We start from the raw sequence: 23099 nt of genomic DNA, 5'->3' as shown, positions 1-23099 counted from the left end.
AACGAAAGGCACTCCATGCTCGGGACCCGCACCACGGCCATGCTCAAGGCCGTCGCCACCTCCACCGTCTGCGTCGCGGTGCTCGCCGGATGCGGCGGCGGAGAGGCGGTCGCCCAGGCCGAGAAGGACGGGAAGGTCGTCGGCGACGCGATCCGGTCGCAGTCGGAGGAGACCGGGAACGACATCACCACCACGCTCACGGAGAACCCCTGGGAGGGCGACACCGACGCCCTCGTCACCGGCACCTACGACTTCCTGGTGGTCAACACCGAGGACGGTGGCTGCGCCAAGCTGGTCTTCGACAGCGACGAGGCCGGGGCCGACTACGCGATCGAGGACGCCTACGAGTGCTGACCGGGGGGCCCGGGGTCAGGAGCTCCTGCGTCGCGCAGCCGTCTCCAGCATCCGCCGGACGACCCGCTCCAGCTCGGTCGCGGTGTCGTCGAGGTCGGCGACCTGGCGCGAGAGCGGCGCCTCGTCGGCCCAGTCGCGTCGGGCGACGTCGCCCAGGTCGACCAGGAGCGGGACGGCGCCCTGCTCGTGCCCCCACGCCAGCTGCTGCAGCGCGCCCTCGGCCTGGGTGCGGGCCTGGTCGAGGGAGGCGTCGGAAGCCCGGGTCGGGCGCGCCGGAGCCGCGAGCCTGCGTTCGTCGGTGAGCGCCGCCACGACGGACTGCAGCTGCTCGGCGGCCGTGGTGGAGAGCCGGCGCAGCCTCCGGGCGCGCCACCAGGTCACCAGGTAGACGAGGACGGCGGCGATGACCACGGCCGCGAACGGCCCCGCGATCGGCAGCCAGCCCGCGTCGTAGAGGGCGACCACGACGGCGATCAGGCCTGCACCGGCCAGCACCACGATCAGCGGGTAGCGCACGTAGGCCGGCCACACGTCCCCGGACCCCCCGGTCCCGCGGTCGTCGCGCTCCGTGCTCATCTGGTGCCTCCTCGGGGGATGCGCATCCCGTCAGTCCCCCCGGGCCAGCTTGCGCTCGAGGGCAGCGGGGTCGAACGCCGGCGGCTTGCGACGGAAGGCGAAGGTGGGACCGTGGCCGACCTCCTCGTGGGTGTTCGGCAGCCGGTCGGTGATGCCCGGCAGCCACTCGAGGCAGCGCTCCCCGAGGACGCCGGCGCGGGCGCACCCGCGGCGTACCCGCTGTTCGAAGTCGGCGTCGGTCAGGACGGCGGCGCGGTGGAGCAGGATGCCGACGACCATCACGTCGCGACGGTCGAGGGGGCTGGCCTCCAGCAGGGCGAGGGCGAGGGCGACGGTCTCGATCAGGTCGGGCCGGGAGGTGGCGACCACGTCACCGGTCGTCACCTCGGCCCACCCGAGCAGCACCCAGGCGCGCCGCTCCGTGAGCCCGTCGGACCCCGGGGGGCCGACGGCCGCGACCCAGGCCTCCGGCCGCTCCTCGAGGCTCGCTCGCACCTCCGACGCCCACTGCCGGCGCTCGTCGTCGCCACCAGGGGGATAGGCGTCGAGCAGCTGCAGCACCGGTGCGCTCACGTCACCACCCTCCCACGGCGCCCGGGACCCGCGGGCTACGGGCCGACCATGTAGTCGCCCGAGCGCGTGTACCCGGCGTCGTCGAGGATGTTCAGCTCGGTGGCGTAGACCGTCGGCAGCCCGTCGCGCGGGCCGCCCTGCGTCACCATGTTGCCCTCGACCGGACTGGCCAGGTAGATCGGGCGCTGGTAGTCGACGGCACCACGCACGAACTCGTCGTTCAGCTCGGGGCTCCAGTTGGGGGTGTCGAGCACGGTGTGGCCGTCCCAACCCTGGGCGACCGCGGTGTCCGGCTGGCGACCGAGGACCACGGTGCTGCCGGGGTCGCCGAGCAGCTCGCGGCCCTGGGTGGCGAGGTCCGGCTCCGGGATGACCTGGGTCCGGGGCAGGTAGCGCATCGCCCCGGCGTCGACGGCGTGCCCGAAGCCTCCGGCGGCCCCGCCGGTGAGCAGACCCGTGCCACCGCCGAAGGCGGTCGCCCGGACGAAGCCGCCCGGGGTGTGGGGTCCGGGCCCGGTCGCGTAGGAGTAGGCGCCGCCGGTCGCACCGCTCGCGGTTCCGGAGATCATGCCTCCGACGATCCGTTGCTTGAGCAGCGTGTTGGCGCCGAGGGAGCGGGCCACACCGGTGCCGCCGAAGGCTCCGAAGGCGCCAGAGATGGCCACTTGGCCCCAGTTGACGCTCCCGGTCGTGGCCTTCTGGATGATGGTGTCGGCGCCGGCCGAGATCAGCATCATGCCGGCGGGACCACCGACCCCCGTCGCGACCAGCACACCACCGGCGATCACCATGGCGCCGCCGGCGAGGTACTCCCAGTTGTCCTTGACCCAGTCACCGGCGGCCGCCAGCGCGCCGTTGTTCGCCGCGGCGTACGCCGCCAGCTCGGCGTCGGTGACCGGGCGCAGCCCGGTCGGGTCGAGGAGGTGGAGCGGGTCGTTGCCGGCGTAGGAGTAGGGGTTGCCGGACCACCCGGACCCGGTCACGGGGTCGAGCGGGTCGACGGTGAGGAAGCCGCGGGAGGCGGGGTCGTAGACCCGGGCGCCGAGCCATTCGAGACCGGCGACCTCGAGCTCGCCGGCCGCACCGATCGCGAGGCCGGACGGCAGCTGTGCGGCGACGATCGACGGCCACGGGTCGTTGCCGGTGCCGCGGCTGGAGCGCCACCCCGGCGTGGTCCAGGTGTCGCCGATGCCGGTGACCGGGCCGGCCGAGACGACCGGGGTGTCCCCCACCTGCACCAGCGAGGGCGCGTAGGCCTGTGCGGCGTCGAAGAACACCTCGGTGCCGTCGACGTCGGCCAGCTCTCCGGTCGCGTCCACGTGGACGTGGGTACGCCGCTCCCCGGCACCGTCGTCGGTGTCGTCGACGACGTGGGTCAGCCGGCTGGTCGCCGACCAGCCGAACTGCCGCACCGAGCCGTCGGACCGCTCGGTGCGGGTCCGGCGACCGGCTGCGTCGTAGGAGTGCCGGGCGCTCGAGCCGTCACCGGCACGACTCTCGAGGAGCTGGCCGGCGGCGTCGTAGGAGTGCTCCACCTGCTCGCCGTCGCGGGACTGCGCGACGAGGCGGCCGGCGGCGTCGAACCGCCAGCGGGTCACCGTGGCACCCCGGGCCTCGACCAGCTGGAGGGCCTCGTCGTGCACGAACGTCGCGGTGACGCCGTCGCGGTCGAGCCCGGTGATCCGCCCCGCGTCGTCCCGCGAGACCAGGGTGCGGGTCGCGCCCTGGGCGTCGGTGACGGTGTGGGCGACCACGAAGCCGTCGCGGTGCTCCCAGCTCTGGATGATGCCGTCGGCGGTGGCCTGCACGAGCCGGCCCGCGGCGTCCCGCTCGAGGACGGCGCGACCGAGCAGCGGGTGGTCGACGGCCGTGAGCCGCCCGGCCTCGTCCCAGGTGTAGTCGGTGCGGTGGCCGTCGGGGGTGGTCATCGAGGAGCGGCGGCCCGCGGCGTCGTAGGCCCACGAGAGGGTGCGTCCGTCGCGGCCGCGCGAGACGAGCTGGTTGCGGGCGTTCCACCCGAGCTCGTGGACGACCTCACGGCCGTCGGCGCGGGTGTGGTCGCGCAGCGTCACCCGGCGGTTGCGGACGTCGCGCTCGATGGCCGAGACGGTACGGCCGTCCACCTCGGTCGAGGACACGACTCCGGCCGCATCGTAGGTCCAGGAGATCCGGGTGCCGGCCGGGTCCTCCTGCCACAGCGGCCTGCCGGCGGCGTCGTAGCCCGCTCGGGTGGTCCGGCCCAGCGGGTCGGTCTCCGCCACGCACCGGTTCATCGCGTCGAACTCGCGCCGGGTGGTGTGGCCCAGCGGGTCGGTGATCGCCACGGCCCGGCCGTTGGCGTCGTAGTCGTAGCGGGTGATCCCGCCGTTGCCGTTGACCACCTCGACGAGCTGACCGGCCGCGTCGTAGCGGTACTTGCGGCGGCCGAACCAGGTGTCGGAGGACTCGACGACCCGGCCGGCGGCGTCGTAGCGATAACGGGCCACTCCGCGGCCGGGCTCGAACCGCGCGACGACGCGGCTGCACACGTCGTACTCGGTCCAGGCCTCCTCACCGGTCGGGAGCCCGCGGCGCACGAGGCGACCGTCGGCGTCGTAGTGGAAGGTGGTCCGGGCGCCCATCGCGTCGACCGTGGCCGAGAGCCGACCGCAGGGGTCGTACTCGTGGCGGGTCGAACCACCGGTGGGGCCGACCACCTCGACGACCCGCCCTGCGGCGTCACGCCGGATCCGGGTGAGCGACCCCTCGGCGTCGAGCAGCTCGACGGGGCGACCGCAGCGGTCGTAGGTGGTGAGGGCTGCGGAGCCGTCGGGATTCTCCGAGGACAGCGGACGCCCGAGGGGGTCGAACCGCGCCGACACCGAGGCTCCGGCACCGTTGACCGTGACGTTGCCGGAGGCGCGGTCCGAGGTCACGCTCTGGCGTACGCCGGTCGGGTCGACGGCCGCGACCAGCTCGCCGGCCGGGTCGTAGGCACGCTCCCAGGTGGCGCCCGTGGGGTCGGTGGTGGCGACCAGGCGCGACAGCGAGTCGTGGGTGAACTCCCACCGGGAGCCGTCGGGCAGCTCCACGCTCGCGAGGTTGCCGAGGTCGTCGAGGTGCCGGGTGACGGCGCGGCCCAGCGGGTCGATGGTGCGGGCCTCGTCGCCGTGGGTGCCGTGCTCGATCTCGGTGCGCGCGCCGGTGGGGTCGACCACGGCGGAGAGCCGGCCTGCGGTGGTGTGCTCGTAGCGCCACACCGCGCCGTCGGGGTCGCGACGCGAGGCCAGGTGGCCCGAGGGCGAGTAGGAGTAGCTGGTGCGGGCACCGGACGGGGTGACGGCGGCCATCACCCGGCCGGTGGTGTCGCGCTCCAGGCGGGCGGTGTTGCCGAGCGCGTCCGTGGTCGCGACCAGGTCGCCGTGGTCGTCGTAGTCGAAGCGGACGGTCACCCCCACCGGGTCGACGACCTCCACCAGCAGCCCGGACTTCCACGTGAACCGGGTCTCGCCGCCCTCGGCGTCGACCATCGTCGACGGGTTGCGCGACGCCGGGTCGGACTCGTCGTAGGTGTAGCCGGTGGTGGCGCCGGACTCGGTGACCACGGCGGTGACCCGGTCGGAGTCGTCGTAGCCGTAGGTGAGGTCGTCGCCGGTCGGGGTCACGGTGCGGGTACGCCGGCCGCGGTCGTCGTACTCGTGGACCGTGACGGCGCCGTCGCGCTCGGTGACCAGCACGGCGTTGCCGTGCGGGTCGTAGGAGGTGGACTGGCGCTGCTCGTGGCTGTCGACGACGCCGATCAGCCGACCGCGGTGGTCGTGGATCCAGGTGTTGGAGCGGCTTCCGTCGGGATCGGAGACGACGGTGACGTTGCCCGGCAGGTAGGCGAAGCGGGTGAGCCGGCCGTGCTGGGAGCGCTGGGTGGTGACCCGGCCCTGGGCGTCGTAGGCGTTCTCCGCCTCCAGCACGCCGTCGGCGTCGGTGACGGCCTCGATCAGGCCGGCGTCGTTCCACCGGTAGGTGCGGGTGCCGCTGGGCGTGGTGACCGTGGTCAGCCTGCCGTGCTCGTCGTAGCCGAAGTCGACCCGGCGACCGTCGGAGGAGGTGGCGGCGACCACGACCTCGTCGCGCCAGGCCAGCTCGATCGACCGGCCCCGCTCGTGGTCGAGGCGCACCAGGCGGCCCCCGTCGTGGGTGAGCGTCACCCGGGTGCCGTGTCCGCGGGCGACGGCGTGCAGCTCACCGGCGGCCGTGAAGTCCCACGTGCGGCCGTCGTTGTCGCGCGCCCGGAAGCCGCCGTCGACGGCGTCGAGCCACATGCTCTCGCCGGTGGCGCGGTCCCAGCCGTCGCCGAGCCGGGGGAACACGATCACCCGGCCGTCGGGCAGGCGGAGCCGGGCCGCCTCGTCGTCGAGGGCCAGGCCGGCCTCGGTCCACGAGGACCAGCCGGGCCCGAACGCAGCGGTCCCGGTGTCGAAGGAGTTGTAGGTCCGGGCGAGCGCCAGGGTTCCGGCCCCGCCCGGGAAGGAGAGGTCGACCTCGTTCTCGAGGAAGTTGCCGGTGGCGGTGTTGACCGGGTCGTTGGCGTAGCCGGTGGTCGGGGGAGAGCCGTAGGCCGTGGGTGGGTCGATCACGAGGTCCTGGCGGGTCGCGGAGAGCCCGGCGGCCTGCAGGGTGGCCATCAGCGCGGAGTCCGACAGCGTCGACACCGCACCCTCACCACCCGCCGCGGCGAACGCGTCGGCGACCACGGTGGCCCAGCGGACGTCCTCCTCGTTGGCGTCGACGTAGGTGTCGAAGCCGGCGAAGACGCCGGAGGCCTCCAGCCGGCCCCAGCCGCAGCCGGCGACGAACGTGGAGTAGGCCGACCGGCAGGTCGCCACCTTGGGCCGCAGCGTGTTGTTGGCGCCCCGGGAGCCGGTGGCGAAGGACCGCAGGTCCTCCGGCTTGGCCGAGGACGTCCCTCCACCCCCGCCGCCGCCCGAGCCGGGCGCGGGGGTCTCGCGGGTGCCGTTGCGCGACGCGGAAACCGGGAACGTCGGCTCGGCCGCCGGCGGACCCACCGGCGGGTCGTCGCCACCGAAGACCGCGTCGACCCCCTTGTCCCACAGGTTGCGGTCGTCCTGCTCCTGCTTCCACTGCCGGGCGGTCTCGCGGCGCTCCTGCTCCTTCTCGGCCTCCTCCTTCAACCGTCGGGTGAAGCCGGCGACCTCGCGCAGCCGGTCGGCCAGCTCGGCGGCGTCGGCCGCGGCCACGGAGGCGTTGCTGCGGAACAGCTGGGAGAAGTGGCCCCGGAACTCGGTGAGCGCCGTGTTCTTCCAGGACGCGCGGGAGCCCGCCTGGCCGTCGATCACGCCGGCGGCACTGTCGCACAGCGACGCCAGCCGGTCCGCCGCCCCGTAGTCGAAGCGGACGTCCTCCTCGATCGCCCCGAGATCAGCCACGTCTCGCTCCTTCGTCTCTGGTGGTTCTACCGGCTCCCGGCTCAGGTGGTCTGTCGACCCACCGGGTTTCGAGCCCTTCGAGACGGTTGCTGCGCAACCTCCTCAGGAACCCACGGCTCCCTCCGCCCGCGCAGGCGCGGTCGGAGTCGAGCCTCCTCAACCTCCTCGCTGGTCCTGAGCGCTCGCAGGCTCTCGCTCAGGCGCTCGGATCAGGCGCCGCCGCCGGCGGTCATGATGTTCTGCGAGATCTGGTTGAGCTGGGTGCGGAGCTCCTCCAGCTCGGTCTTGGCCTTGTCGAGCGCGGCCCGGGTCTCCGGCCACGTCGCACCGCGGAACTTCTCGGCCAGCGGCCCGTCCCACACGTTGGGGTCCGAGAGCGTCTTGCCCTGGGAGTCGAGCTGGCTGATCTGGTCGGTGAAGCCGCCGTTGATGATCGCCTGCATCTGGGTGATCGCGGTCTTGGCCTGCTCGGTCGAAAGAACTCGAGACATCGTCATCCTCACTCGCCGATCCGGTCTGATCGGCTCCGTCGTCGGTCAGGACACGACGAGGATGTCGGCCGGGTGCCCGGGGGGTGGCGCCCAGCCCATGGACCCCCGTCAGGGCGGCATTGTGCCAGATGCTGCCGCACGGCTGGGCAAAACCTCGCATCAGCTGGCTCGGGGGGCGATGTCGAAGGGTTCGCTGGGGATCTCGATGAAGTTGCCGACGGTGGTGAGCACCGTGCAGTCGGTCGCGGGGTTGAGCGCGGTGACCGTCAGCCTGTCCTTCGAGACGGCGAGGGCACCGGAGCACCCGTCGCTGAACCGGACGCCGTCCTCGCCACCGGCGACAGCGGTGAGCACGAGGGTCGGGCTGCCCACCGACGGGCTGCGGTAGAGCGGGTTGATCCGGTCGACGTCGTCGGGCCACTCCGCGTAGATGGTCAGGCGCAACGGTGTGCGGCTGACCACCCGCGAGGGCGCGACGACCTCGATGCCCCGGAGGCGCTGGGCGGGGTAGCTGTCGTTGGTGATCCCGGGGTCCGTGATGGCGGCGAGGGTGCTCTCCGCGGCGCCGTTCAGCCACGCCTGCAGCTCGGCAGCGGGGTCGGCGCCGGCGAAGGTCAGCGGGACGGTGGCGGTCACGGCGACGCTCTCCCCCCTCGGCACCGTGCCCGGGTCGATGCTCCAGCCGCAGGGGGTCGTGATGCCGGTCCCGGACGGCAGGTTCTGGTCCTGGGCGGGACCGTCCCACGACACCGTCGGGCAGTCACCGCCGTCGGTGCCCGGGATGATCTCGAGGAACGGGCCGCGCAGCTCGGAGCTCTGTGCCGCATAGGTGATGGTCAGCTGCACCGTCTCGGACTCCGGGTCGTAGACCGCCTGCCGGCTCACCGTCAGGCCGGTGGGCAGGGGGGAGTCCTGCTGCGGGGCCGGCGCCGGGGCCGGGGTCGTGGTCGCCGATCCGCCGGGGCTGGAGCCGCCGGTCGTCGTTGCGTACGCCACGGCACCGCCCAGCAGCACCAGTGACGCCGCGACCAGGGCGATGGCGCGAGGGTCGCGCCACCTGGGTGTCTTCTTCCGGTGCGCGCGTTCCGGTTCGCGCCGCGGCTCCTCGCGCGTGGTCGGGGGCACCGACATCGGGCGGAGCATGGTGCCGTGGTCGGGAGTGCCGAGGTCGAGCGACGACGGGACGCCGGCGTCGCCGGCCTCGTCGGTGTCGTCGAGAGGTGTCACGGGAGCCGGCTCGGGCGTGACGCCGCGCACCATCGTCATCGGCCCGCGTGCGCTGTCGAAGTCGCTCGGCGGCGCCTGCGCCTCCAGGGCCGGGAGTCCGGACAGGGACGGGAGCAACCGGCGGAGGTCCGCGGCAGCCTCCGCGGCGGTGGGCCGCGCGGTCGGGTCCTTGGCGAGCATCGCGTCGAGCCGGGCGGCCAGCGGACCGGGCAGCGGGATCGTTGGGGGGACGCTCGCGACGTGGCGGTGGGCCACCGTGTAGTCGGTGCCGGGTCCGGCGAACGGCGTCCGGCCGGCGAGCAGCTCGTAGAGCAGGATGCCGGTGCCGTAGACGTCGGCGGAGAGGTCGCAGGTGCCGGTGACGAGCAGCTCGGGCGCCATGTACTCCGGGGTGCCCATCAGGCCGGTGGTCGTGCCGGCGCCGTCGGCCACCATCCGCGAGATGCCGAAGTCGGTGAGCCGGACCGCCCCCGGGTCGAGCTCGTGCCAGTCCTTGCTCAGCAGCACGTTGTCGGGCTTGATGTCGCGGTGCAGGATGCCGCGGCTGTGGGCGGCGGCGATGCCCTCGAGCACCGCGGCCACGACGGCGACGGCCAGCTCGGGCCGCAGCGGGCCGTCGTGGGCCAGCACGTCCCGCACCGACCCGCCGTCGACGAAGTCCATGACGATCGCCAGCCGGTCGCCCTCGACGACCAGGTCGCGGACGGCGACGACGTGCGGGTGGCGCAGACCGGTCAGGATCGAGCGCTCGCGGACGAATCGACCCACCAGGTCCTGGTCGGAGGTGTGCTCCTCGCGCAGCAGCTTGGCCGCGACGACCTCGTCGGTACGACGGTCGACGGCCCTCCAGACCTCACCCGTGGCGCCCCGACCGAGCTTCTCGACCAGCCGGTAGGACGCACCCAGGGCAACACCCGAGCCTTCGGTGCTCACGCTTCCTGCCTCCCGGATCCCACGCGTCCGGCGGACTTCTGCGTCCCGTGCCGATCACGGGACGTGGGGACAAGCCTGACGGCTCCGGGCACGATAATCGAATCGCTGCGGTGCCCGTGGCGGGATGGACGGATTGGGTCAGCCGCTCCAGCTGGCCTCGGTACGGGCGACCGCGTCGGCGACGACGTCGGCCATGCTCCCGGTGCGCTCGAAGGCACGACGCTGCTGCGTCGCGCCGTTGCCGCGGGCCAGCAGCCGCTCGACCTGGTCCTCGACCAGCGCCGCGTCGCCTGCGGCCTCGAGGGCGTCCCGGGTGTGGTCGAGCAGCGACGCGATCGCCTCGCGCGCCGTCACCAGCGACATCCGCAGGGGGTCGACCAGACGGTCGGACAGGCCGTAGCGCGACGCCCGCCAGCCGGCAGCCCTCAGCAGGTCGTCGCGCCACTGCCGGGGCGGACCGTCGGGGCGGTCGGCCTCGGTCGCCACCAGGGCGCGGCACAGCGCCGCCACCAGCACGGCGTCCTCGACGTCGCCGCACACGTCGGCGATCCGCAGCTCGAGGGTCGGGAACGACCGGGACGGCCGGGCGTCGAGGTAGAGCATCCCGTCGTCCAGGGCCGCCCCCCACTCCAGGAGCCGGTCGGTCACCTCCCGGTAGTCCCCGGCGTCGGCGAAGCCGCCCCCCGACCCGTGGCTCGGCCAGCGGCTCCACGTCTGGTAGCGCCAGCTCGCGTAGCCCGTGTCGCGGCCGTGGGCGTACGGCGAGTTGGCGCTGACGGCGAGCAGCACCGGGAGCCACGGGGCGATGCCGCCCAGGGCCCGGACCCCCTCCTCCTCACCGCCCACGTCGACGTGGACGTGCATCGCGCAGGCCATGGCGGAGCGGGCCAGCTCGCCGTACTCCTCGACGATCCGGCGGTAGCGCGGCTTCGGCGTCACCCGCGACTCGCCGTCGACGAGCACCGGCGTCCCGGTGGCGACCGCCGCGGCCCCGGCCGCTCGCGCGGCCTCGCCCATCACCCGGCGGCTCGCCCGGAGGTGGCCGGCGATCTCGGCGACGTCGGCCGCGGGCGGGGTCTGCGACTCGATCTGCTGGAGGAACAGCTCCTCCTCGACCGGGGCGTCATCCCGCCCGTCCTCCTGGTGGGCACGGAGCGCGTGGCCGGCCACGGCGGTGAGCATCCCGGACGCGGGGTCGACGAGCATCAGCTCCTCCTCGACCCCGACCTTGCGTGTCTGCACGCCCCGATCGTGCCCCACCGTCGCGGCGGGGGGCGACCCGGCACCGTCTGCCAGACTGCGGCACCGTGCTGCTGCGTGCCGTGACCGCGCTGCTGGTCGGCCTGCTCGTCGCCGGCTGCAGCGACGACCCGGCACCTCCTTCGGCACCCCGACTGGTCGACGTCCCGCCCGGGCCCGCACCACCGTTCGACCCCGGGGCCGAGCCGGCCGAGGCGGTGCTCAGCCTGGTGCCGCGGTCGGCGGAGGTGGTCACGGTCACCGAGTGGGACCAGGTCCGGATGCAGCTCGGGCAGCCCGACCTGACCAGCGAGGACCTGATGACCGACCGGCTGGAGTTCTGGCGCCGGGCCGAGACCGAGGCGGCGGCCCTGACCGCCGGGCTGCTGCGGGGCGAGGAGTCCCGGCTCGGCCTCGACCACGGCTTCACGCAGGACGACGTCGACTGGGACCCGCTTCGCCGGGGGAGCGGGACCGGGCTTCGTCATCGCGCTGCGGCCCGACCTGCCGCTCGAGGGGGTCCGACGCGCGGTGGCCGAGGGGGTGGGGCCGCTCGAGGGGGCCGAGCTGCGTGCCGGCGACCACCTGGTCGTGAAGGGGGTCGCGGAGGAGGACGTGTGGGCGAACGAGCCGCGCTGGGGCCCGCTGGTGTCCGAGCCCGCCACGTCGACCTACCTCCGGCGCGGGTGTGTGCCGCTGGGCGACGCCCTGGGCCCCGACGCCGGGCGGAGGAGCAGCAGGAGCTCCTCGCCGAGCACCCGGTGACGACGCTGGAGCCGCTGGACGGGTTCGCGCTCGGTTTCGGCGACCACGACGCGACGGTGCGCGTCGAGCCCGACCGCGCCGACCTCTTCGAGCGGCTGCGGATCGGCGAGGACTGGCCGGTCGCGGGCTTCCCGGCGGCGTACGTCGACGGAGCGGCCGATCCTGCCTCGGGCCGGATCGGCTACAGCGTGCCGCGGCCCCCGGTCGCGGTGGGCCTGGCCCTGGTCGGCGAGCTGCCGTTCGCGGTGTGCGACGAGGTGGTCCCGCTGGAGGAACCGACCGGGTGACCCCGGAAATCCCCAGACTGGGGACAACCTGTGGAGAACTACAGGCATGTAGTTCGAGGCAGGGTGTTGTGAGTGGCCAGAGTGAGTGATGTGATCCCTGTGGTTGTTGCCCCCGAGACAGCCGCGGCACCTCGGTGCTGCGCCCAGGAGCACCCATGCCGCACCGCCGCCTTGTCGCCCTCCTCAGCGGGGCCGTCGTCGCCTCGACCCTCCTCGCCCCCACCACCGGACCCGCGCACGCGGCCACACGGGCGTCGGAGGGCGCCTACCCCGGTGGGGTCCGGATGGTCCAGGCGAACCTGCTCAGCCGGCAGTCCGCCCGCCGCACCCTCTCCGACGTGCGCACGGTGCTCTCCGTCTCGCCCGACGTCATCACCTACAACGAGGTCCCGGAGCGGACGAACCAGCAGCTGGCGCCGGCCGGGTACGGCATCTACCGCGGTCAGCGCAACCGCTACACCCGGGCCACCGCCGTCGCCTGGCGCAGCGACCGCTGGCACCAGGTCGACCACGGCACCTACCGGTTCTCCAACTACCGCAGGAAGCCCGAGGGCCGGAAGGTGAAGCTCGGCATCCGCTTCGCCAACTGGGTCACGCTCGAGGCCCGCAACGGGCGGCGGATGTCCGTGATCGCCGTCCACGTCGCTCCCGACGTCCAGGACATGCCCGACCTGCTCCGGCGCTCGGTGCGGCGGATCGGGGACCTGGTGGCCCGGCGCGCACCGGACGGCCCGGTCCTGGTCGGCGGCGACTTCAACGTGCACTACACCAGCGGTCGGTACCCGCGTGGCCTGCTCGAGGCCGCGAGGATGCGGCCGACGTACGACACCCTCGGTTCCTACTTCCCGACCGGTGACCACTACGGCGCGACCATCGACTACGTCTTCAACCGCGGGAAGGCCAAGCTGCGGGCCGAGCGGCACCGCCGGATCGAGCTGCGCTCGGACCACGACGCCGTCGTGGCCGACCTCGGGTGGCGCGTCGACGCACCCGGCTGAAGTCGCGCCTAACTACACGCCCGTAATTCTCCACAGGACTGTGCACAGCTGTGCAGGGCCGGGGGCGCCGGTTTCCCCGCCTGGGCGGGGAAACCGGAGCCTGGCGGGGGAAACTTCGTGGGCCAGGCGCAAGACTCGCGCACGAGGCCGGAGCACGGGGGTCTCAGGCCAGCACGGCCCGGGCGGCAGTCGCGACCAGCACGACGAGCGCGACCAGGCCGACGCCTGCCCACTGCCACCCGGCGCGACGGGGTCCGCGGGGGGCGAGGACCAGGACCAGGCCGACCAGGACGCCGCCGAGGAACCCGCCGAGATGTCCCTGCCAGGAGATGTTGGGCACGGTGAAGGTGATCACGACGTTGAGCCCGATGATCGCCAGCAGCGGACGGACGTCGGCGCCGATCCGGCGCGCGACCACGAGCAGGGCCCCGAACAGCCCGTAGATCGCCCCGGAGGCGCCCACGGTCAGCTGGAACTCGGGGCTCGCCCACAGCACCACCGCCGAGCCGGTGAGCAGGGAGACCAGGTACAGGGCGAGGAAACGCAGCCGCCCGAAGACGGCCTCGAGCTGCGGCCCGAGGTACCACAGCGCCAGCATGTTGAACGCGAGGTGCCACACGGCCACGTGGGTGAAGCCGGCGGTCGCGACCTGCCACCAGGCGCCGTCGACGAAGCCGGGGAGCCAGCTGCCGCCCTCCACGGAGCACACGGCGCGTCCGACGTCGAAGGCGCTCGGGCCCACCGCGCACAGACCGTCGGGCCGCAGGCCGAGCAGGTCGGTCAGGGTGCTGCCGCCGCCCCCGGTCAGCAGGATCGCCAGCCACACCGCGACGTTCAGGGCGATCAGCACCAGCGAGGTGAGCGCCGGGTTGTCCGAGCGCGTCCCGCCGTACGTCGTCCGGCCCTGGCGGGTGGTCCTGGCGCCCTCGGCCACGCACGACGGGCACTGGAAGCCGACGGCCGCGTCGCGCATGCAGTCGGGGCAGATCGGTCGCTCGCACCGCTGGCAGCGGATGTGCGACTCCCGGTCGGGGTGCCGGTAGCAGGTGGGCACCCCGGCCGGAGGCGGACTGGGTGGTTCGGGTGTGGTCAGGAGCCGACGACCTCGACCGACTCGATCACGACCGGCTCGACCGGGCGGTCACCGGGACCGGTGGCGGTGCCGGCGATCCCGTCGACGACGTCACGGGACCCCTGGTCGGCCACCTCGCCGAAGATGGTGTGCTTGTTGTTCAGCCACGGGGTCTGCCCCACCGTGATGAAGAACTGCGACCCGTTGGTGCCGGGCCCGGCGTTCGCCATCGCGAGCAGGTAGGGGCGGTCGAACTGCAGCTCGGGGTGGGGCTCGTCCTTGAAGGTGTAGCCCGGGCCGCCGGTGCCGGTGCCGAGCGGGCAGCCACCCTGGATCATGAAGCCGGGGATCACCCGGTGGAAGGTGAGGCCGTCGTAGAACGGCCCGGTGCGGTCGGTCCCGGCGTCGTACTCCTTGGTGCCCTGGGCCAGGCCGGTGAAGTTGGACACCGTCTCGGGCGCGTGGTTGGGGAAGAGGGTGATGGTGATGTCGCCCTGGTTGGTCTTCAGGACGGCCTGCTGATCGGCCATGAGGGTGTTCGCTCCTGGGCTCTCTCGTCGACGGTGGTGCCGCCCCTGATCCTCGCAGATGCGACAAGTCACCCCGAGGGTGGCTGGTGGGTGCTTGCGGAAGGTGGTGGAATTGGCAGGGCACCCCGACGAGAGGAAGATCCCCACCATGGGCATCCGCAAGAACAAGACCCTGATCGAGCAGGCGTCCGACTACGTCGACCAGGTACGCCCGCAGGTCGAGCAGGCGGTTGAAGCAGCCCGGGACAAGGCGGTGCCGCTCCTGGTCGAGGCCCGGGACCGTGCCGTCCCCGTGATCGAGGACGCCCGCGACCGTGCGAAGCCGATCCTCGCCGACGGCGCAGCGATCGCGGCCGAGAAGGCCTCGCAGGTCGCCGACGTGGCCCAGCAGAAGGCGGCCGAGGGCCGCGACCTGGCCGCCGCGAAGGCCGCAGAGGTCAAGGGTGAGAAGCCGAAGAAGCGCAGCCGACTCAGGAAGTTCGTGATCTTCGGCGGCATCGCCGCGGCGGCCGCGTTCGTGGCCTCCAAGCTCAGGGGGGGCCAGGATTCCTCCAGCTGGAACTCCTCCTACACCCCCGCGCCGCCGCCGGCCCCGCCTGCCCCGGCGAGCGGGTCCGACGCCGACGACGCCGCCGACGACGCCGCCGGCGCGATGCCCGGCGAGGCGCTCTCCGACGCCGGCGAGGAGCCGCATGACGTGACCACCCCCGACGACCCGGCCGAGGACGTCGAGATCGACCCCGAGGGTGGGGCCCACAAGAAGGGCTGACCGAACGCCGCCGCAGGTTCCCCGGGTCCCCGGGGAACCTGCCCGGCCCTCACCGGCGCGGCAGGTCCTCGGGCCGGTGCTCCTCGACCCAGGCGTCGATCCGCTCCCACCACGCGAAGAGCCACTCGATCCGGTCGTCCCGGCCGGTCGGGATCTCGTCCCGCGGGACCTGCCACCACCGCATCACGATCCGCTTGTCCATCGGGAGGGCGCGCCAGAGGTCGCCGACGGTCAGCAGGTGGTCGAGCCCGGTGTGCGCCACCAGGACGACGTCGGCGTCGGGCGCGCCGTCGAGGGCGGCGAGGAAGCCGCCCGGCCGGGGGGCGATCACGTGGGTGAGCGCCTCGGCCCGCCGGGCCATCGCCTCCAGCCCCAGGGAGCGCAGCCGATCGATGCCCCGCTGCCGGCGCTCGGGGGTGAAGTTGCCACCCTCGGGGAAGATCACGAACGCGTCGTTCTCGTCCAGGCCGTGGGCGAGCTCCTCGATCTGGTGCTCCAGGTCGCCGCCCCGCGGGTCGATGAACCGCGCCGGCAGCCGGTTGAGGACCACGTCGATGAGCGGGTCCCAGGCGAGGGTGTCCTTGAGCACCACCCGCGGCTCGCGGTCGTACCAGTGCATCAGCGCGTGGATCAGGGTGAAGGAGTCGCCCGGCCCGGCGTGCCGGCAGGCGACGAGGATCGGGACGCCCGGGTGGGCGTCGGGGCTGGGGCCGTCGGTGGTGATGCTGAGCCGCAGCACCCGTCGGGCCTCCCGGAAGAAGACCCACATCACGCCCTGCACCAGGTCGTAGTGGATCCCCTCGAAGTACGGCGACCGCACGCGTCGGCCGAAGCCCGAGGAGAACCACAGCCCCAGCAGCACGGTCAGCAGCAGCGCCTCGCAGGTCAGGTAGAGCATCACCACCCACAGCAGCCGTAGCGCCCGCCAGCGGCCGGGCAGCAGCGGCGAGAGCACCGCGGCGGCGATCAGCCACGCCGGCAGGGTGACCCACATCAGCGCGGTCAGTCCGACCACCGTGGGTGCCAGCACGAGCCGGCGCAGGAGGTGGCCGGTCATCGGGGCCACCGCGGACGCGGGCCCACGCGCGCAGCGCCTGCCCGCGCGGTCCGGTTCGACGCGCTCACAGCCGGTCCAGGTAGTCCCGGCACGCGTCGTACGTCGCCTCGATGCGCTGCTCGACGCTGGAGAAGTCGCGGTGGGCGCGCAACGAGTCGTCCCGGGCGGAGGTCCCGCGCGCGGGCAGCACGTGCGCCTCGACGTGGCCGGGCAGCTCGTCCAGCTCGCGCATGAACCGGTGCCGCCGTGCGATCTCGAAGGACACCCGCGCCACCTCCCACGGCCGCCGCGGCACGGTGAGCGGCCGGTCGATCCGGCCCACCTGGAGCACGAACACCCGGTCGGCGCCCAGCTGCACGGCCCGGGCCAGGGGGATGGAGTTGACGATGCCCCCGTCGAGGTAGTGCTCACCGCCGACGCGGGCGGGCGGCAGCAGCCCGGGCACGGCGGCGCTGGCCACGACGGCGTCCACCAGCGGACCCGTGTCGAACCAGTGCTCGGCCGCGCGCTCGATGCTGGCGGCGCACACCTGGAAGCGGACGGGCAGGTCCTCGATGAGGGTGTCGCCGAACTCCTCGCGCAACCGGTCCTGCAAGGGCTCGGGCGAGTAGATGTGGGTGCCGCTGGCCACGGCCCGGCGTACGGTGCGCAGCGCGCGCTCGCCGTAGACCTGCCGGCTCCTGGCCACCTCCAGCCAGAGGTCGGTGAGCCGCGCGACCACGCCGAGCTCGGGCTCGCGCGCGACCAGGGCGCCGTTGAGCGCACCGACACTGGTGCCGAGCACCAGGTCGGGGACCACGTCCCGCTCGAGCAGCGCCCGCAGCATCCCGACCTCGACCGCGCCGAGGACGCCCCCGCCCCCGAGCACGAACGCCGTGGTCATCGGCTGCTCAGGCCGGGTGCCCGGCGTGCACCAGCTCCGGGAAGTCGGCGCGCACCCGCGCGGTGGCGCGCCGCTCGGCCCAGAACGACACGAGCGGGATGGTGCCGCAGACCAGGGTGACGAGCGTGAACGGCAGGTCCCAGCGCGCCCGCCGGGACAGCAGGAAGGCGACGACCACGAAGCCCATGTAGAGCCAGCCGTGGGCGATGCCGAGGTACGTCGTGATCGCCTCGCCCACGTCGTGGGCCGTGGACCCGACCGGGAACCAGTCGGGCGTCGAGGGAAAGACGCCCCACATCCCGGTGCCGTCGAAGTTGGCCAGCGGGACCCCGACCAGGACCAGCACGACCAGCAGGACGCCGACGACGGTGGCCATGACGCGGTAGCGGAGGAGCGCGGACTTCACGCGTCCGACGCTATCGGGTCGTCCCCGGCCGCTCCGGCCGGTGTGGGGTGGTCCGACTCGGACCCGCGCTCGTCGAGCAGGTAGCGCACCCACACGAACACCGCGAAACCGCCGAACAGCCACCACTCCAGGGCGTAGAAGAGGTTGCGGGCCGCCGTGAACCGCCCGGACTCCGGCAGCTGCTGCGGGAGCGCCTGGGCCAGGCCTCGGGTACCGGGGTTCACGGCACGCTCGCCGACCGGCCCGTCCCCCTCGGCGACCTCGTCGGCCACGATGGCGTAGCCGCCGTACAGGTCGACGTCGACCCGCTGCACCAGGTCGGCCACCCGCAGCTGGGGCAGGACGTCGTCGGAGGGGTCGGGATCGGTCTCACCGGTGCCCTCGGGAGGTTGCAGCCAGCCGACCAGCTCGGCGTCGCCGTCGACCGGCGGTGCCGAGGGCTCCACGGACACCCCGCGGACCACCGGGAGCGCGGCACCACCGGGCCCGACGTCGAGCGGGGTCACGACCCAGTAGCCGTCGCCGCGGGCGACGTAGACCGTGCCGTCGTCGCGCCAGGTGCCCTCGAGCACAACGGGCTGACCCACCCGGTCTCCCGGGAACGGGTCGTCCGGACCCATCACCTCGGCCAGCGGCACCGGGGCGACCCGCGTGAGGTCGCGCGCCTCGGCGTCCCGGCGCGCCTGCCAGGCGTCCCACTGCCAGGAGCCGAGCCACACGGCCACCGCGACCAGCACGAGCACCAGCAGGTGTCCCGGCCAGTAGCGGAGGGCCCACCAGGGCCCCCACCCGGACCGGGTGCGGGCGTTCACTCCCAGCGGGTGGCGAAGGTGAAGCCGACGGCCATGAAGGCGATGCCGAGCACCAGGTTGTACTGGCCGAGGTCGTTCATCACGGGGATCGCGGACGGGTCGTCGCTGACGACGTAGAAGGTGCAGATCCAGAACAGGCCGATCAGGAAGCAGGTGAGCATCCCGACGACCACGCCGCGCCCGCGGCCGAGCGGGGTCGAGGGGTGGGCCGAGACCGCCAGCCCGACGAGCACCAGCCCGAAGCCGATCGCGTAGTTCCAGTCACCCAGGTCGCCCATGAAGCCCGGCCCGCCGGGCTCGGGGGCCGGCGCCTGGCTCGGGTCGACGCGGACCACCACGTAGTAGTAGGCGATCCAGGCGATCCCCAGTGCCACGAGCACCAGGGCGATGACGAAGCGCGCCGACATCACCGGGCCCCCGGTCACCCCGGTCAGGTCCTGCTTGGCCTTCGGCTTGATCACTGCACTCCTCGGTCGGCCGGATGCGGCTGTCGAGCGGGTCGTCCCGCGGATGCGCCCCGGTGTGGGCGCGGAGGTTAGCGTAGTCGGCATGGATGACGGGCCGGACGCGAGCCCCGGCCCCGAGCAGGGGCGGGGCGCCGACCGGCTGCGCCGGGCAGGCGCCGGGCTGGTGCGCACCTTCCGGGGGGACGGTACGCCGTCCGGCCGGCGGTGGCGGCTCGGGACGCCGCTGGTCGCGCTGACCTGCGGGGTCCTGCTGGCGACCAGCGCGGCCAACAGCGGCGGCACCGACCTGCGTCCCGGTCGCTACACCGACATGGCCGGGCTGGTGGCCGAGGAGAACCGTCAGTACGACGAGCTCCAGCAGCGGGCCTCCGAGCTCACCGCCGACGTGGAGCGGCTGAGCGCGCAGGTCGGTTCGGGGGAGGCCCGACGGCTGCAGCGCCAGATCGAGCGGCTCGAGGACCCTGCCGGGCTGCGGCCGCGGTCCGGTCCGGGGCTGACGATCACGCTCTCCGACGCGCCGGAGGAGGTCATCAACTCCACCAGCCGCAACCTCAACCTGCTGGTCGTCCACCAGCAGGACATCCAGGCCGTGGCCAACGCCCTGTGGAAGGGCGGCGCGCAGGCGATGACCATCCAGGGCCAGCGGGTGATCACCACGACCGGCATCAAGTGCGAGGGCAACGCGGTGATGCTGCAGGGTGTCGCGTACGCCGAGCCCTACGTCATCTCCGCCGTCGGCGACCCGGCCGCGCTCGAGGCCGCCGTGCTCGCGGACGACTACCTCGCCGGCTACCGCGCCGCGGCGGCCGAGCCCGACATCTCCGTGGGCTGGGAGATGCGGACCGAGGAGCAGGTGGAGGCCCCGGCCTACGAGGGCGTGACCAACCTGGAGTACGCCGAGCCGCTCGGCTGAGCTGCCGACCTGCGGTGGTCCCCGCCGGGCATCGGTGCGGGGGTTTCGAGGCGCAGGCATTGACGGCCTTCGCACCTCAACCTCCGGCGCCGGCGCCCAGCCTCGAGACCCCGGGACGTGGCCGGGGCCGCTGTCAGCCGCCCGGCGTGTCGGTCGGGAGGCTGCTGGAGTCGGTGTCGGTCGGCGACTCGGGATCGGTGGGGGTGTCGGTCTCGCTGGGATCCTCGGAGGGCTCCTCGAAGGCCGAGACCACGATGGTGACCGTCGACCCCTCCGCCGCGTCCTGACCGCCCTGGGGGCTCTGCCGGACGACCTCGCCCTTGGGTGCCGTGGTGTCGGTGGTCTCGACGACGTCGACCTGGAACCCGGCCTCCCGCAAGGTGTTCTCGGCCTGCTTCTGCTTCAGGCCGACCACGTCGGGCACCTCCTCCGGGCCGTCGGAGAAGTAGACGGTGACGGTGCTGCCCTCCGGCACGCTCGTCCCGGGCGCGGGGTCGGTCTCGATCACCTGACCCCGCGGCTCGTCGGACTCCTGTCGGGTCGCGACCACCTCGAAACCTGCGTCGGTGAGGGTCGCGCGCGCCTGGTTCAGCTGCTGGCTGATGACGTAGGGCACGTCGGCCAGAGGCTTGCCGCTGGACACCACCAGGTCGACCTCGGAGCCGGGGTCGACGAACTGGTCCGCGTTGGGGTCCTGCTCGAGCACCGTGTTCCGCCTGGCGTCGGGGTCGGTGCGGAAGGTCACGTCGCCGACCGCGAGCCCGGCGTCGCCGATCAGCGCCCGGGCCTCCTTCTCGGTCTCGCCGACCACCTCCGGCACCCGCTGTTGCTCCGGCGGCGACTCGAAGAGTCGGGGCAGCAGGTACGCCGCTCCCGCGATCAGGGCGATGAGCAGCACCACCAGCAGCACGACCAGCCCGGTGCGCGAGCGCTGGTCGTCGTCCTCCTCCTCGGGCGGCTGCCCACCGGCCGCCGACGGGACCGGCGCCGCTACGGTCGTGGGCGCGTCGACCGGCGGCGGGGGCGGCGTGGCGTGGACCGGTCGCCCGGCGAGGTAGCGCTCGATGTCGCTGCGCATCGCGGCGGCGCTCTGGTAGCGGTCCTCGACCCGCTTGGCCAGCGCCTTCATGACGATCGCGTCGACCGCCTCGGGGAGCTCCTGGTCGTGGTCGGACGGCGGCTGCGGCTGCTCGCGGACGTGCTGGTAGGCGACCGCCACCGGGCTGTCACCGACGAACGGCGGGCGGCCGGTGAGCAGCTCGTAGAGCAGGCAGCCGGCGGAGTAGACGTCGGAGCGGGAGTCGACGGTCTCGCCGCGCGCCTGCTCGGGGGAGAGGTACTGGGCGGTGCCGACGACGGCGGCGGTCTGGGTCATCGTCGAGCTGGCGTCGGAGATCGCGCGGGCGATGCCGAAGTCCATCACCTTGACGTCGCCGGAGGGCGTGAGCATGACGTTGCCGGGCTTGATGTCGCGGTGGATGATCCCCGCGCGGTGGGAGTAGTCGAGGGCGGAGAGCACGCCGCTGGTGATCTCCAGGGCCCGCTCGGGCAGGATCTTGCGACCCTCGCGGAGGATGTCGCGCAGCGTGCGGCCGGCGACGTACTCCATCACGATGTAGGGCTGGGCGACGGTGTCGCCGTGGGGACCGTCGGTGGTCTCCTCCTCGCCGGTGTCGTAGACCGCGACGATGGCGGGGTGGTTCAGCGAGGCCGACGACTGGGCCTCGCGCCGGAACCGGGCCTGGAACGTCGCGTCGCTCGCGAGGTCGGTGCGCAGCCGCTTGACCGCGACCACCCGGCCCAGCCGGGTGTCGGTGCCCTTGCGCACCTCGGCCATCCCGCCGCGGCCCAGCATCTCGCCGAGCTCGTACCGTCCTCCGATGAGGGCGCTCACTGGTCGTCCTCCTGCTTCTTCTCCTGGCCGGGCGGCGTCTCAGGTGGTCCGGGTGTGTCGGCAGGTGCGGCGCCGTAGTACTCGACCACGACCTCGTCACCCTCCTGCAGGCCCGACGTCGGGCTCACCGACGCGACGGTGTTCTCCTCCTGGGTGCCGTCGTTCTCGACCTCCTGCGTCGTCGGGCTCAGGCCGAGCCCGCTGAGCTCGCCCTGCACCTCGTCGACGTCGCGGCCGAGGTAGTCGCCCTCGTCGATGTCGAAGGTCTCCGGCTCCGCCGAGGTGGTCTCCTCCGGGGGTGGCGTGGTCTCGGGGGTGGTCGTCTCGGTGGGCGAGGGGTCCTGGGAGGCGTCCTGCGAGGGCTGCCGGTCGCGGTTCGGGTCGTTGTCGTTGTCGGTCGGTTCGTCGTCGCCCGTGGTGAGCAGGACGATGAGCACGACGGCGGCGACGGCGAGCAGGGCGAGGAGGATCCACGGCCAGGGGTTCCGACGCTTCCGGTCGTCGGTCGGCTCGCCCGGGGGTGGCACCGGTGCGGTGCCGGTCATCACCTGGGTGGCGGGCGCCGCGGCCGCCACCGCGGTCGCGGCGAGCACGGCGGTGCCGGGGTCGCGGAAGGCGGCGGCCAGGGCGGCGGCGTCGGGGAACCGGTCGGCCGGGTCCTTGGACATCGCCCGCTTGACCACCGCCGCCAGGTCGGCAGGCACGTCCGCCGGCAGGTCGGGCACCGGCTCGCGCAGGTGGGCCAGCGCGGTCGCGACGGGCGTCTCGCCGCCGAACGGACGGCGGCCGGTGAGGCACTCGAAGGCCACGACCCCGAGGGAGTACACGTCGGACGCCGGGACGGCGGTCTGGCCCTGGGCCTGCTCGGGGGAGAGGTACTGCGGGGTGCCCATCACCTGGCCGGTCTGGGTCAGCGCCATGCCCTCGGCGGCGCGGGCGATGCCGAAGTCGGTGATCTTCACCCGGCGGTCCGGGGTGATCAGCAGGTTGGCGGGCTTGACGTCGCGGTGGACGATCCCGGCGGCGTGGGCAGCCCCGATGGCGTCGGCCGCCTGCGCCATCAGGTCGCGCACCACCTCGGGGTCCATCGGCCGGTCGGGGGCGATCAGGGCGGAGAGCGGCTGGCCGTCGACCAGCTCCATCACCAGGTAGGGGTGGGTGGCGTCGCCGCCCCCGTAGTCGTAGACCGACGCGACGCCGGGGTGGTGGAGCGCGGCGGCGTGCTGGGCCTCGGTGGTGAACCGGGTCCGGAACGTCGCGTCGTCGGCGTACTCGTCCTTGAGCAGCTTGACCGCCACGGTGCGGCCGAGCCGGGTGTCGGTGGCCCGCCACACCTCGCCCATGCCGCCGGTGGCGATCCGGTCGTCGAGCCGGTAGCGCCGTGCGGGGTCCGCGAAGCGCTCGGGCGCGTTGTTGGTGTCGCTCATCGT

The 23099-nt window shown here is 73.6% G+C and carries 20 protein-coding genes; 5 read left to right on the top strand and 15 right to left on the bottom strand.

Going from position 1 to position 23099, the window contains the following annotated elements:
* The first annotated feature begins 15 nt into the window (after positions 1 to 15).
* Positions 16 to 354, top strand: a complete 339-nt coding sequence (locus ACQ1X7_RS09290; RefSeq protein WP_432477900.1) for a hypothetical protein — start codon at positions 16 to 18, stop codon at positions 352 to 354.
* A gap of 15 nt (positions 355 to 369) precedes the next feature.
* On the opposite strand, the gene ACQ1X7_RS09285 is transcribed toward ACQ1X7_RS09290, so the two are convergent.
* From ACQ1X7_RS09285 to ACQ1X7_RS09260, 6 genes are all read right to left on the bottom strand, one after another.
* Positions 370 to 930, bottom strand: coding sequence for a hypothetical protein (locus ACQ1X7_RS09285; RefSeq protein WP_432477899.1), 561 nt, complete (start codon positions 928 to 930; stop codon positions 370 to 372).
* A gap of 30 nt (positions 931 to 960) precedes the next feature.
* Positions 961 to 1503: a hypothetical protein gene (locus tag ACQ1X7_RS09280; RefSeq protein ID WP_432477898.1), complete on the bottom strand. Its 543-nt coding sequence runs from the start codon at positions 1501 to 1503 to the stop codon at positions 961 to 963.
* A 35-nt stretch (positions 1504 to 1538) separates the two neighbouring features.
* Entirely contained in the window at positions 1539 to 6926 is a 5388-nt protein-coding gene (locus ACQ1X7_RS09275) for a DUF6531 domain-containing protein (protein ID WP_432477897.1), read from the bottom strand.
* 209 nt (positions 6927 to 7135) lie between these two features.
* Positions 7136 to 7417 carry a pyrophosphorylase gene (locus tag ACQ1X7_RS09270; protein WP_432477678.1) on the bottom strand — a complete coding sequence of 94 codons (282 nt, stop codon included), beginning with the start codon at positions 7415 to 7417 and terminating at the stop codon, positions 7136 to 7138.
* A gap of 159 nt (positions 7418 to 7576) precedes the next feature.
* A complete protein-coding gene (locus tag ACQ1X7_RS09265) occupies positions 7577 to 9577 on the bottom strand; it encodes a serine/threonine-protein kinase (RefSeq protein WP_432477896.1) in 2001 nt (666 codons plus the stop codon).
* A 138-nt stretch (positions 9578 to 9715) separates the two neighbouring features.
* Positions 9716 to 10819, bottom strand: a complete 1104-nt coding sequence (locus ACQ1X7_RS09260; RefSeq protein ID WP_432477895.1) for a carboxylate-amine ligase — start codon at positions 10817 to 10819, stop codon at positions 9716 to 9718.
* Between the two features lie 65 nt (positions 10820 to 10884).
* Here ACQ1X7_RS09260 and ACQ1X7_RS09255 point away from each other — a divergent pair, with 65 nt between their 5' ends.
* On the top strand, positions 10885 to 11868 hold the full coding sequence (locus ACQ1X7_RS09255) for a hypothetical protein (RefSeq protein ID WP_432477894.1): 984 nt from the start codon (positions 10885 to 10887) through the stop codon (positions 11866 to 11868).
* Between the two features lie 155 nt (positions 11869 to 12023).
* The gene (locus tag ACQ1X7_RS09250) at positions 12024 to 12866 is read left to right on the top strand and encodes an endonuclease/exonuclease/phosphatase family protein (RefSeq protein WP_432477893.1); all 843 of its coding nucleotides are present in this window, start codon (positions 12024 to 12026) and stop codon (positions 12864 to 12866) included.
* A gap of 163 nt (positions 12867 to 13029) precedes the next feature.
* Here the strand turns inward: ACQ1X7_RS09250 and ACQ1X7_RS09245 are convergent, their stop codons facing one another.
* Both ACQ1X7_RS09245 and ACQ1X7_RS09240 read right to left on the bottom strand, forming a co-directional pair.
* Entirely contained in the window at positions 13030 to 13839 is an 810-nt protein-coding gene (locus ACQ1X7_RS09245) for a rhomboid family intramembrane serine protease (protein WP_432477892.1), read from the bottom strand.
* Positions 13840 to 13955: 116 nt separating this feature from the next.
* The gene (locus ACQ1X7_RS09240; RefSeq protein WP_432477891.1) at positions 13956 to 14468 is read right to left on the bottom strand and encodes a peptidylprolyl isomerase; all 513 of its coding nucleotides are present in this window, start codon (positions 14466 to 14468) and stop codon (positions 13956 to 13958) included.
* Between the two features lie 148 nt (positions 14469 to 14616).
* On the opposite strand from ACQ1X7_RS09240, the gene ACQ1X7_RS09235 reads away from it, so the two are divergent.
* Positions 14617 to 15237 carry a hypothetical protein gene (locus ACQ1X7_RS09235; protein ID WP_432477890.1) on the top strand — a complete coding sequence of 207 codons (621 nt, stop codon included), beginning with the start codon at positions 14617 to 14619 and terminating at the stop codon, positions 15235 to 15237.
* A 49-nt stretch (positions 15238 to 15286) separates the two neighbouring features.
* Here ACQ1X7_RS09235 and ACQ1X7_RS09230 read toward each other — a convergent pair whose 3' ends face one another.
* From ACQ1X7_RS09230 to ACQ1X7_RS09210, 5 genes are all read right to left on the bottom strand, one after another.
* A complete protein-coding gene (locus ACQ1X7_RS09230) occupies positions 15287 to 16294 on the bottom strand; it encodes a 1-acyl-sn-glycerol-3-phosphate acyltransferase (protein WP_432477889.1) in 1008 nt (335 codons plus the stop codon).
* A gap of 64 nt (positions 16295 to 16358) precedes the next feature.
* The gene (locus tag ACQ1X7_RS09225; protein WP_432477888.1) at positions 16359 to 17177 is read right to left on the bottom strand and encodes a patatin-like phospholipase family protein; all 819 of its coding nucleotides are present in this window, start codon (positions 17175 to 17177) and stop codon (positions 16359 to 16361) included.
* A gap of 7 nt (positions 17178 to 17184) precedes the next feature.
* Positions 17185 to 17583 carry a DUF3817 domain-containing protein gene (locus tag ACQ1X7_RS09220; protein WP_432477887.1) on the bottom strand — a complete coding sequence of 133 codons (399 nt, stop codon included), beginning with the start codon at positions 17581 to 17583 and terminating at the stop codon, positions 17185 to 17187.
* The gene (locus ACQ1X7_RS09215) at positions 17580 to 18395 is read right to left on the bottom strand and encodes an SURF1 family protein (RefSeq protein WP_432477886.1); all 816 of its coding nucleotides are present in this window, start codon (positions 18393 to 18395) and stop codon (positions 17580 to 17582) included. The genes ACQ1X7_RS09220 and ACQ1X7_RS09215 overlap by 4 nt, the downstream gene beginning before the upstream one ends.
* Complete coding sequence (locus ACQ1X7_RS09210) at positions 18392 to 18856, bottom strand: cell division protein CrgA (RefSeq protein WP_432477885.1); 465 nt, start codon at positions 18854 to 18856, stop codon at positions 18392 to 18394. Before ACQ1X7_RS09210 ends, ACQ1X7_RS09215 begins: the two co-directional genes overlap by 4 nt.
* Positions 18857 to 18944: 88 nt before the next feature.
* Between ACQ1X7_RS09210 and ACQ1X7_RS09205 the strand changes: the two genes are divergently transcribed.
* Complete coding sequence (locus tag ACQ1X7_RS09205) at positions 18945 to 19775, top strand: DUF881 domain-containing protein (RefSeq protein ID WP_432477884.1); 831 nt, start codon at positions 18945 to 18947, stop codon at positions 19773 to 19775.
* A 133-nt stretch (positions 19776 to 19908) separates the two neighbouring features.
* On the opposite strand, the gene pknB is transcribed toward ACQ1X7_RS09205, so the two are convergent.
* Together pknB and ACQ1X7_RS09195 are read right to left on the bottom strand one after the other, a co-directional pair.
* Positions 19909 to 21669, bottom strand: a complete 1761-nt coding sequence (gene pknB, locus ACQ1X7_RS09200) for a Stk1 family PASTA domain-containing Ser/Thr kinase (protein WP_432477883.1) — start codon at positions 21667 to 21669, stop codon at positions 19909 to 19911.
* Positions 21666 to 23096, bottom strand: a complete 1431-nt coding sequence (locus ACQ1X7_RS09195; RefSeq protein ID WP_432477882.1) for a serine/threonine protein kinase — start codon at positions 23094 to 23096, stop codon at positions 21666 to 21668. Before ACQ1X7_RS09195 ends, pknB begins: the two co-directional genes overlap by 4 nt.
* Positions 23097 to 23099: the final 3 nt, after the last annotated feature.

The sequence above is a fragment of the Nocardioides sp. GXQ0305 genome, assembly GCF_050880345.1.
Taxonomy (GTDB): domain Bacteria; phylum Actinomycetota; class Actinomycetes; order Propionibacteriales; family Nocardioidaceae; genus Nocardioides.
This window is presented reverse-complemented; position numbering and strand designations above follow the sequence as displayed.

What these genes read in the sequence shown, in the direction of transcription:
- ACQ1X7_RS09290 (WP_432477900.1), top strand. Translation starts at nt 16, where the DNA reads ATGCTCGGGACCCGCACCACGGCCATGCTCAAGGCCGTCGCCACCTCC.
- ACQ1X7_RS09285 (WP_432477899.1), bottom strand. Translation starts at nt 930, where the DNA reads ATGAGCACGGAGCGCGACGACCGCGGGACCGGGGGGTCCGGGGACGTG.
- ACQ1X7_RS09270 (WP_432477678.1), bottom strand. Translation starts at nt 7,417, where the DNA reads ATGTCTCGAGTTCTTTCGACCGAGCAGGCCAAGACCGCGATCACCCAG.
- ACQ1X7_RS09250 (WP_432477893.1), top strand. Translation starts at nt 12,024, where the DNA reads ATGCCGCACCGCCGCCTTGTCGCCCTCCTCAGCGGGGCCGTCGTCGCC.
- ACQ1X7_RS09245 (WP_432477892.1), bottom strand. Translation starts at nt 13,839, where the DNA reads ATGCGCGACGCGGCCGTCGGCTTCCAGTGCCCGTCGTGCGTGGCCGAG.
- ACQ1X7_RS09240 (WP_432477891.1), bottom strand. Translation starts at nt 14,468, where the DNA reads ATGGCCGATCAGCAGGCCGTCCTGAAGACCAACCAGGGCGACATCACC.
- ACQ1X7_RS09235 (WP_432477890.1), top strand. Translation starts at nt 14,617, where the DNA reads ATGGGCATCCGCAAGAACAAGACCCTGATCGAGCAGGCGTCCGACTAC.
- ACQ1X7_RS09230 (WP_432477889.1), bottom strand. Translation starts at nt 16,294, where the DNA reads ATGACCGGCCACCTCCTGCGCCGGCTCGTGCTGGCACCCACGGTGGTC.
- ACQ1X7_RS09225 (WP_432477888.1), bottom strand. Translation starts at nt 17,177, where the DNA reads ATGACCACGGCGTTCGTGCTCGGGGGCGGGGGCGTCCTCGGCGCGGTC.
- ACQ1X7_RS09205 (WP_432477884.1), top strand. Translation starts at nt 18,945, where the DNA reads ATGGATGACGGGCCGGACGCGAGCCCCGGCCCCGAGCAGGGGCGGGGC.
- ACQ1X7_RS09195 (WP_432477882.1), bottom strand. Translation starts at nt 23,096, where the DNA reads ATGAGCGACACCAACAACGCGCCCGAGCGCTTCGCGGACCCCGCACGG.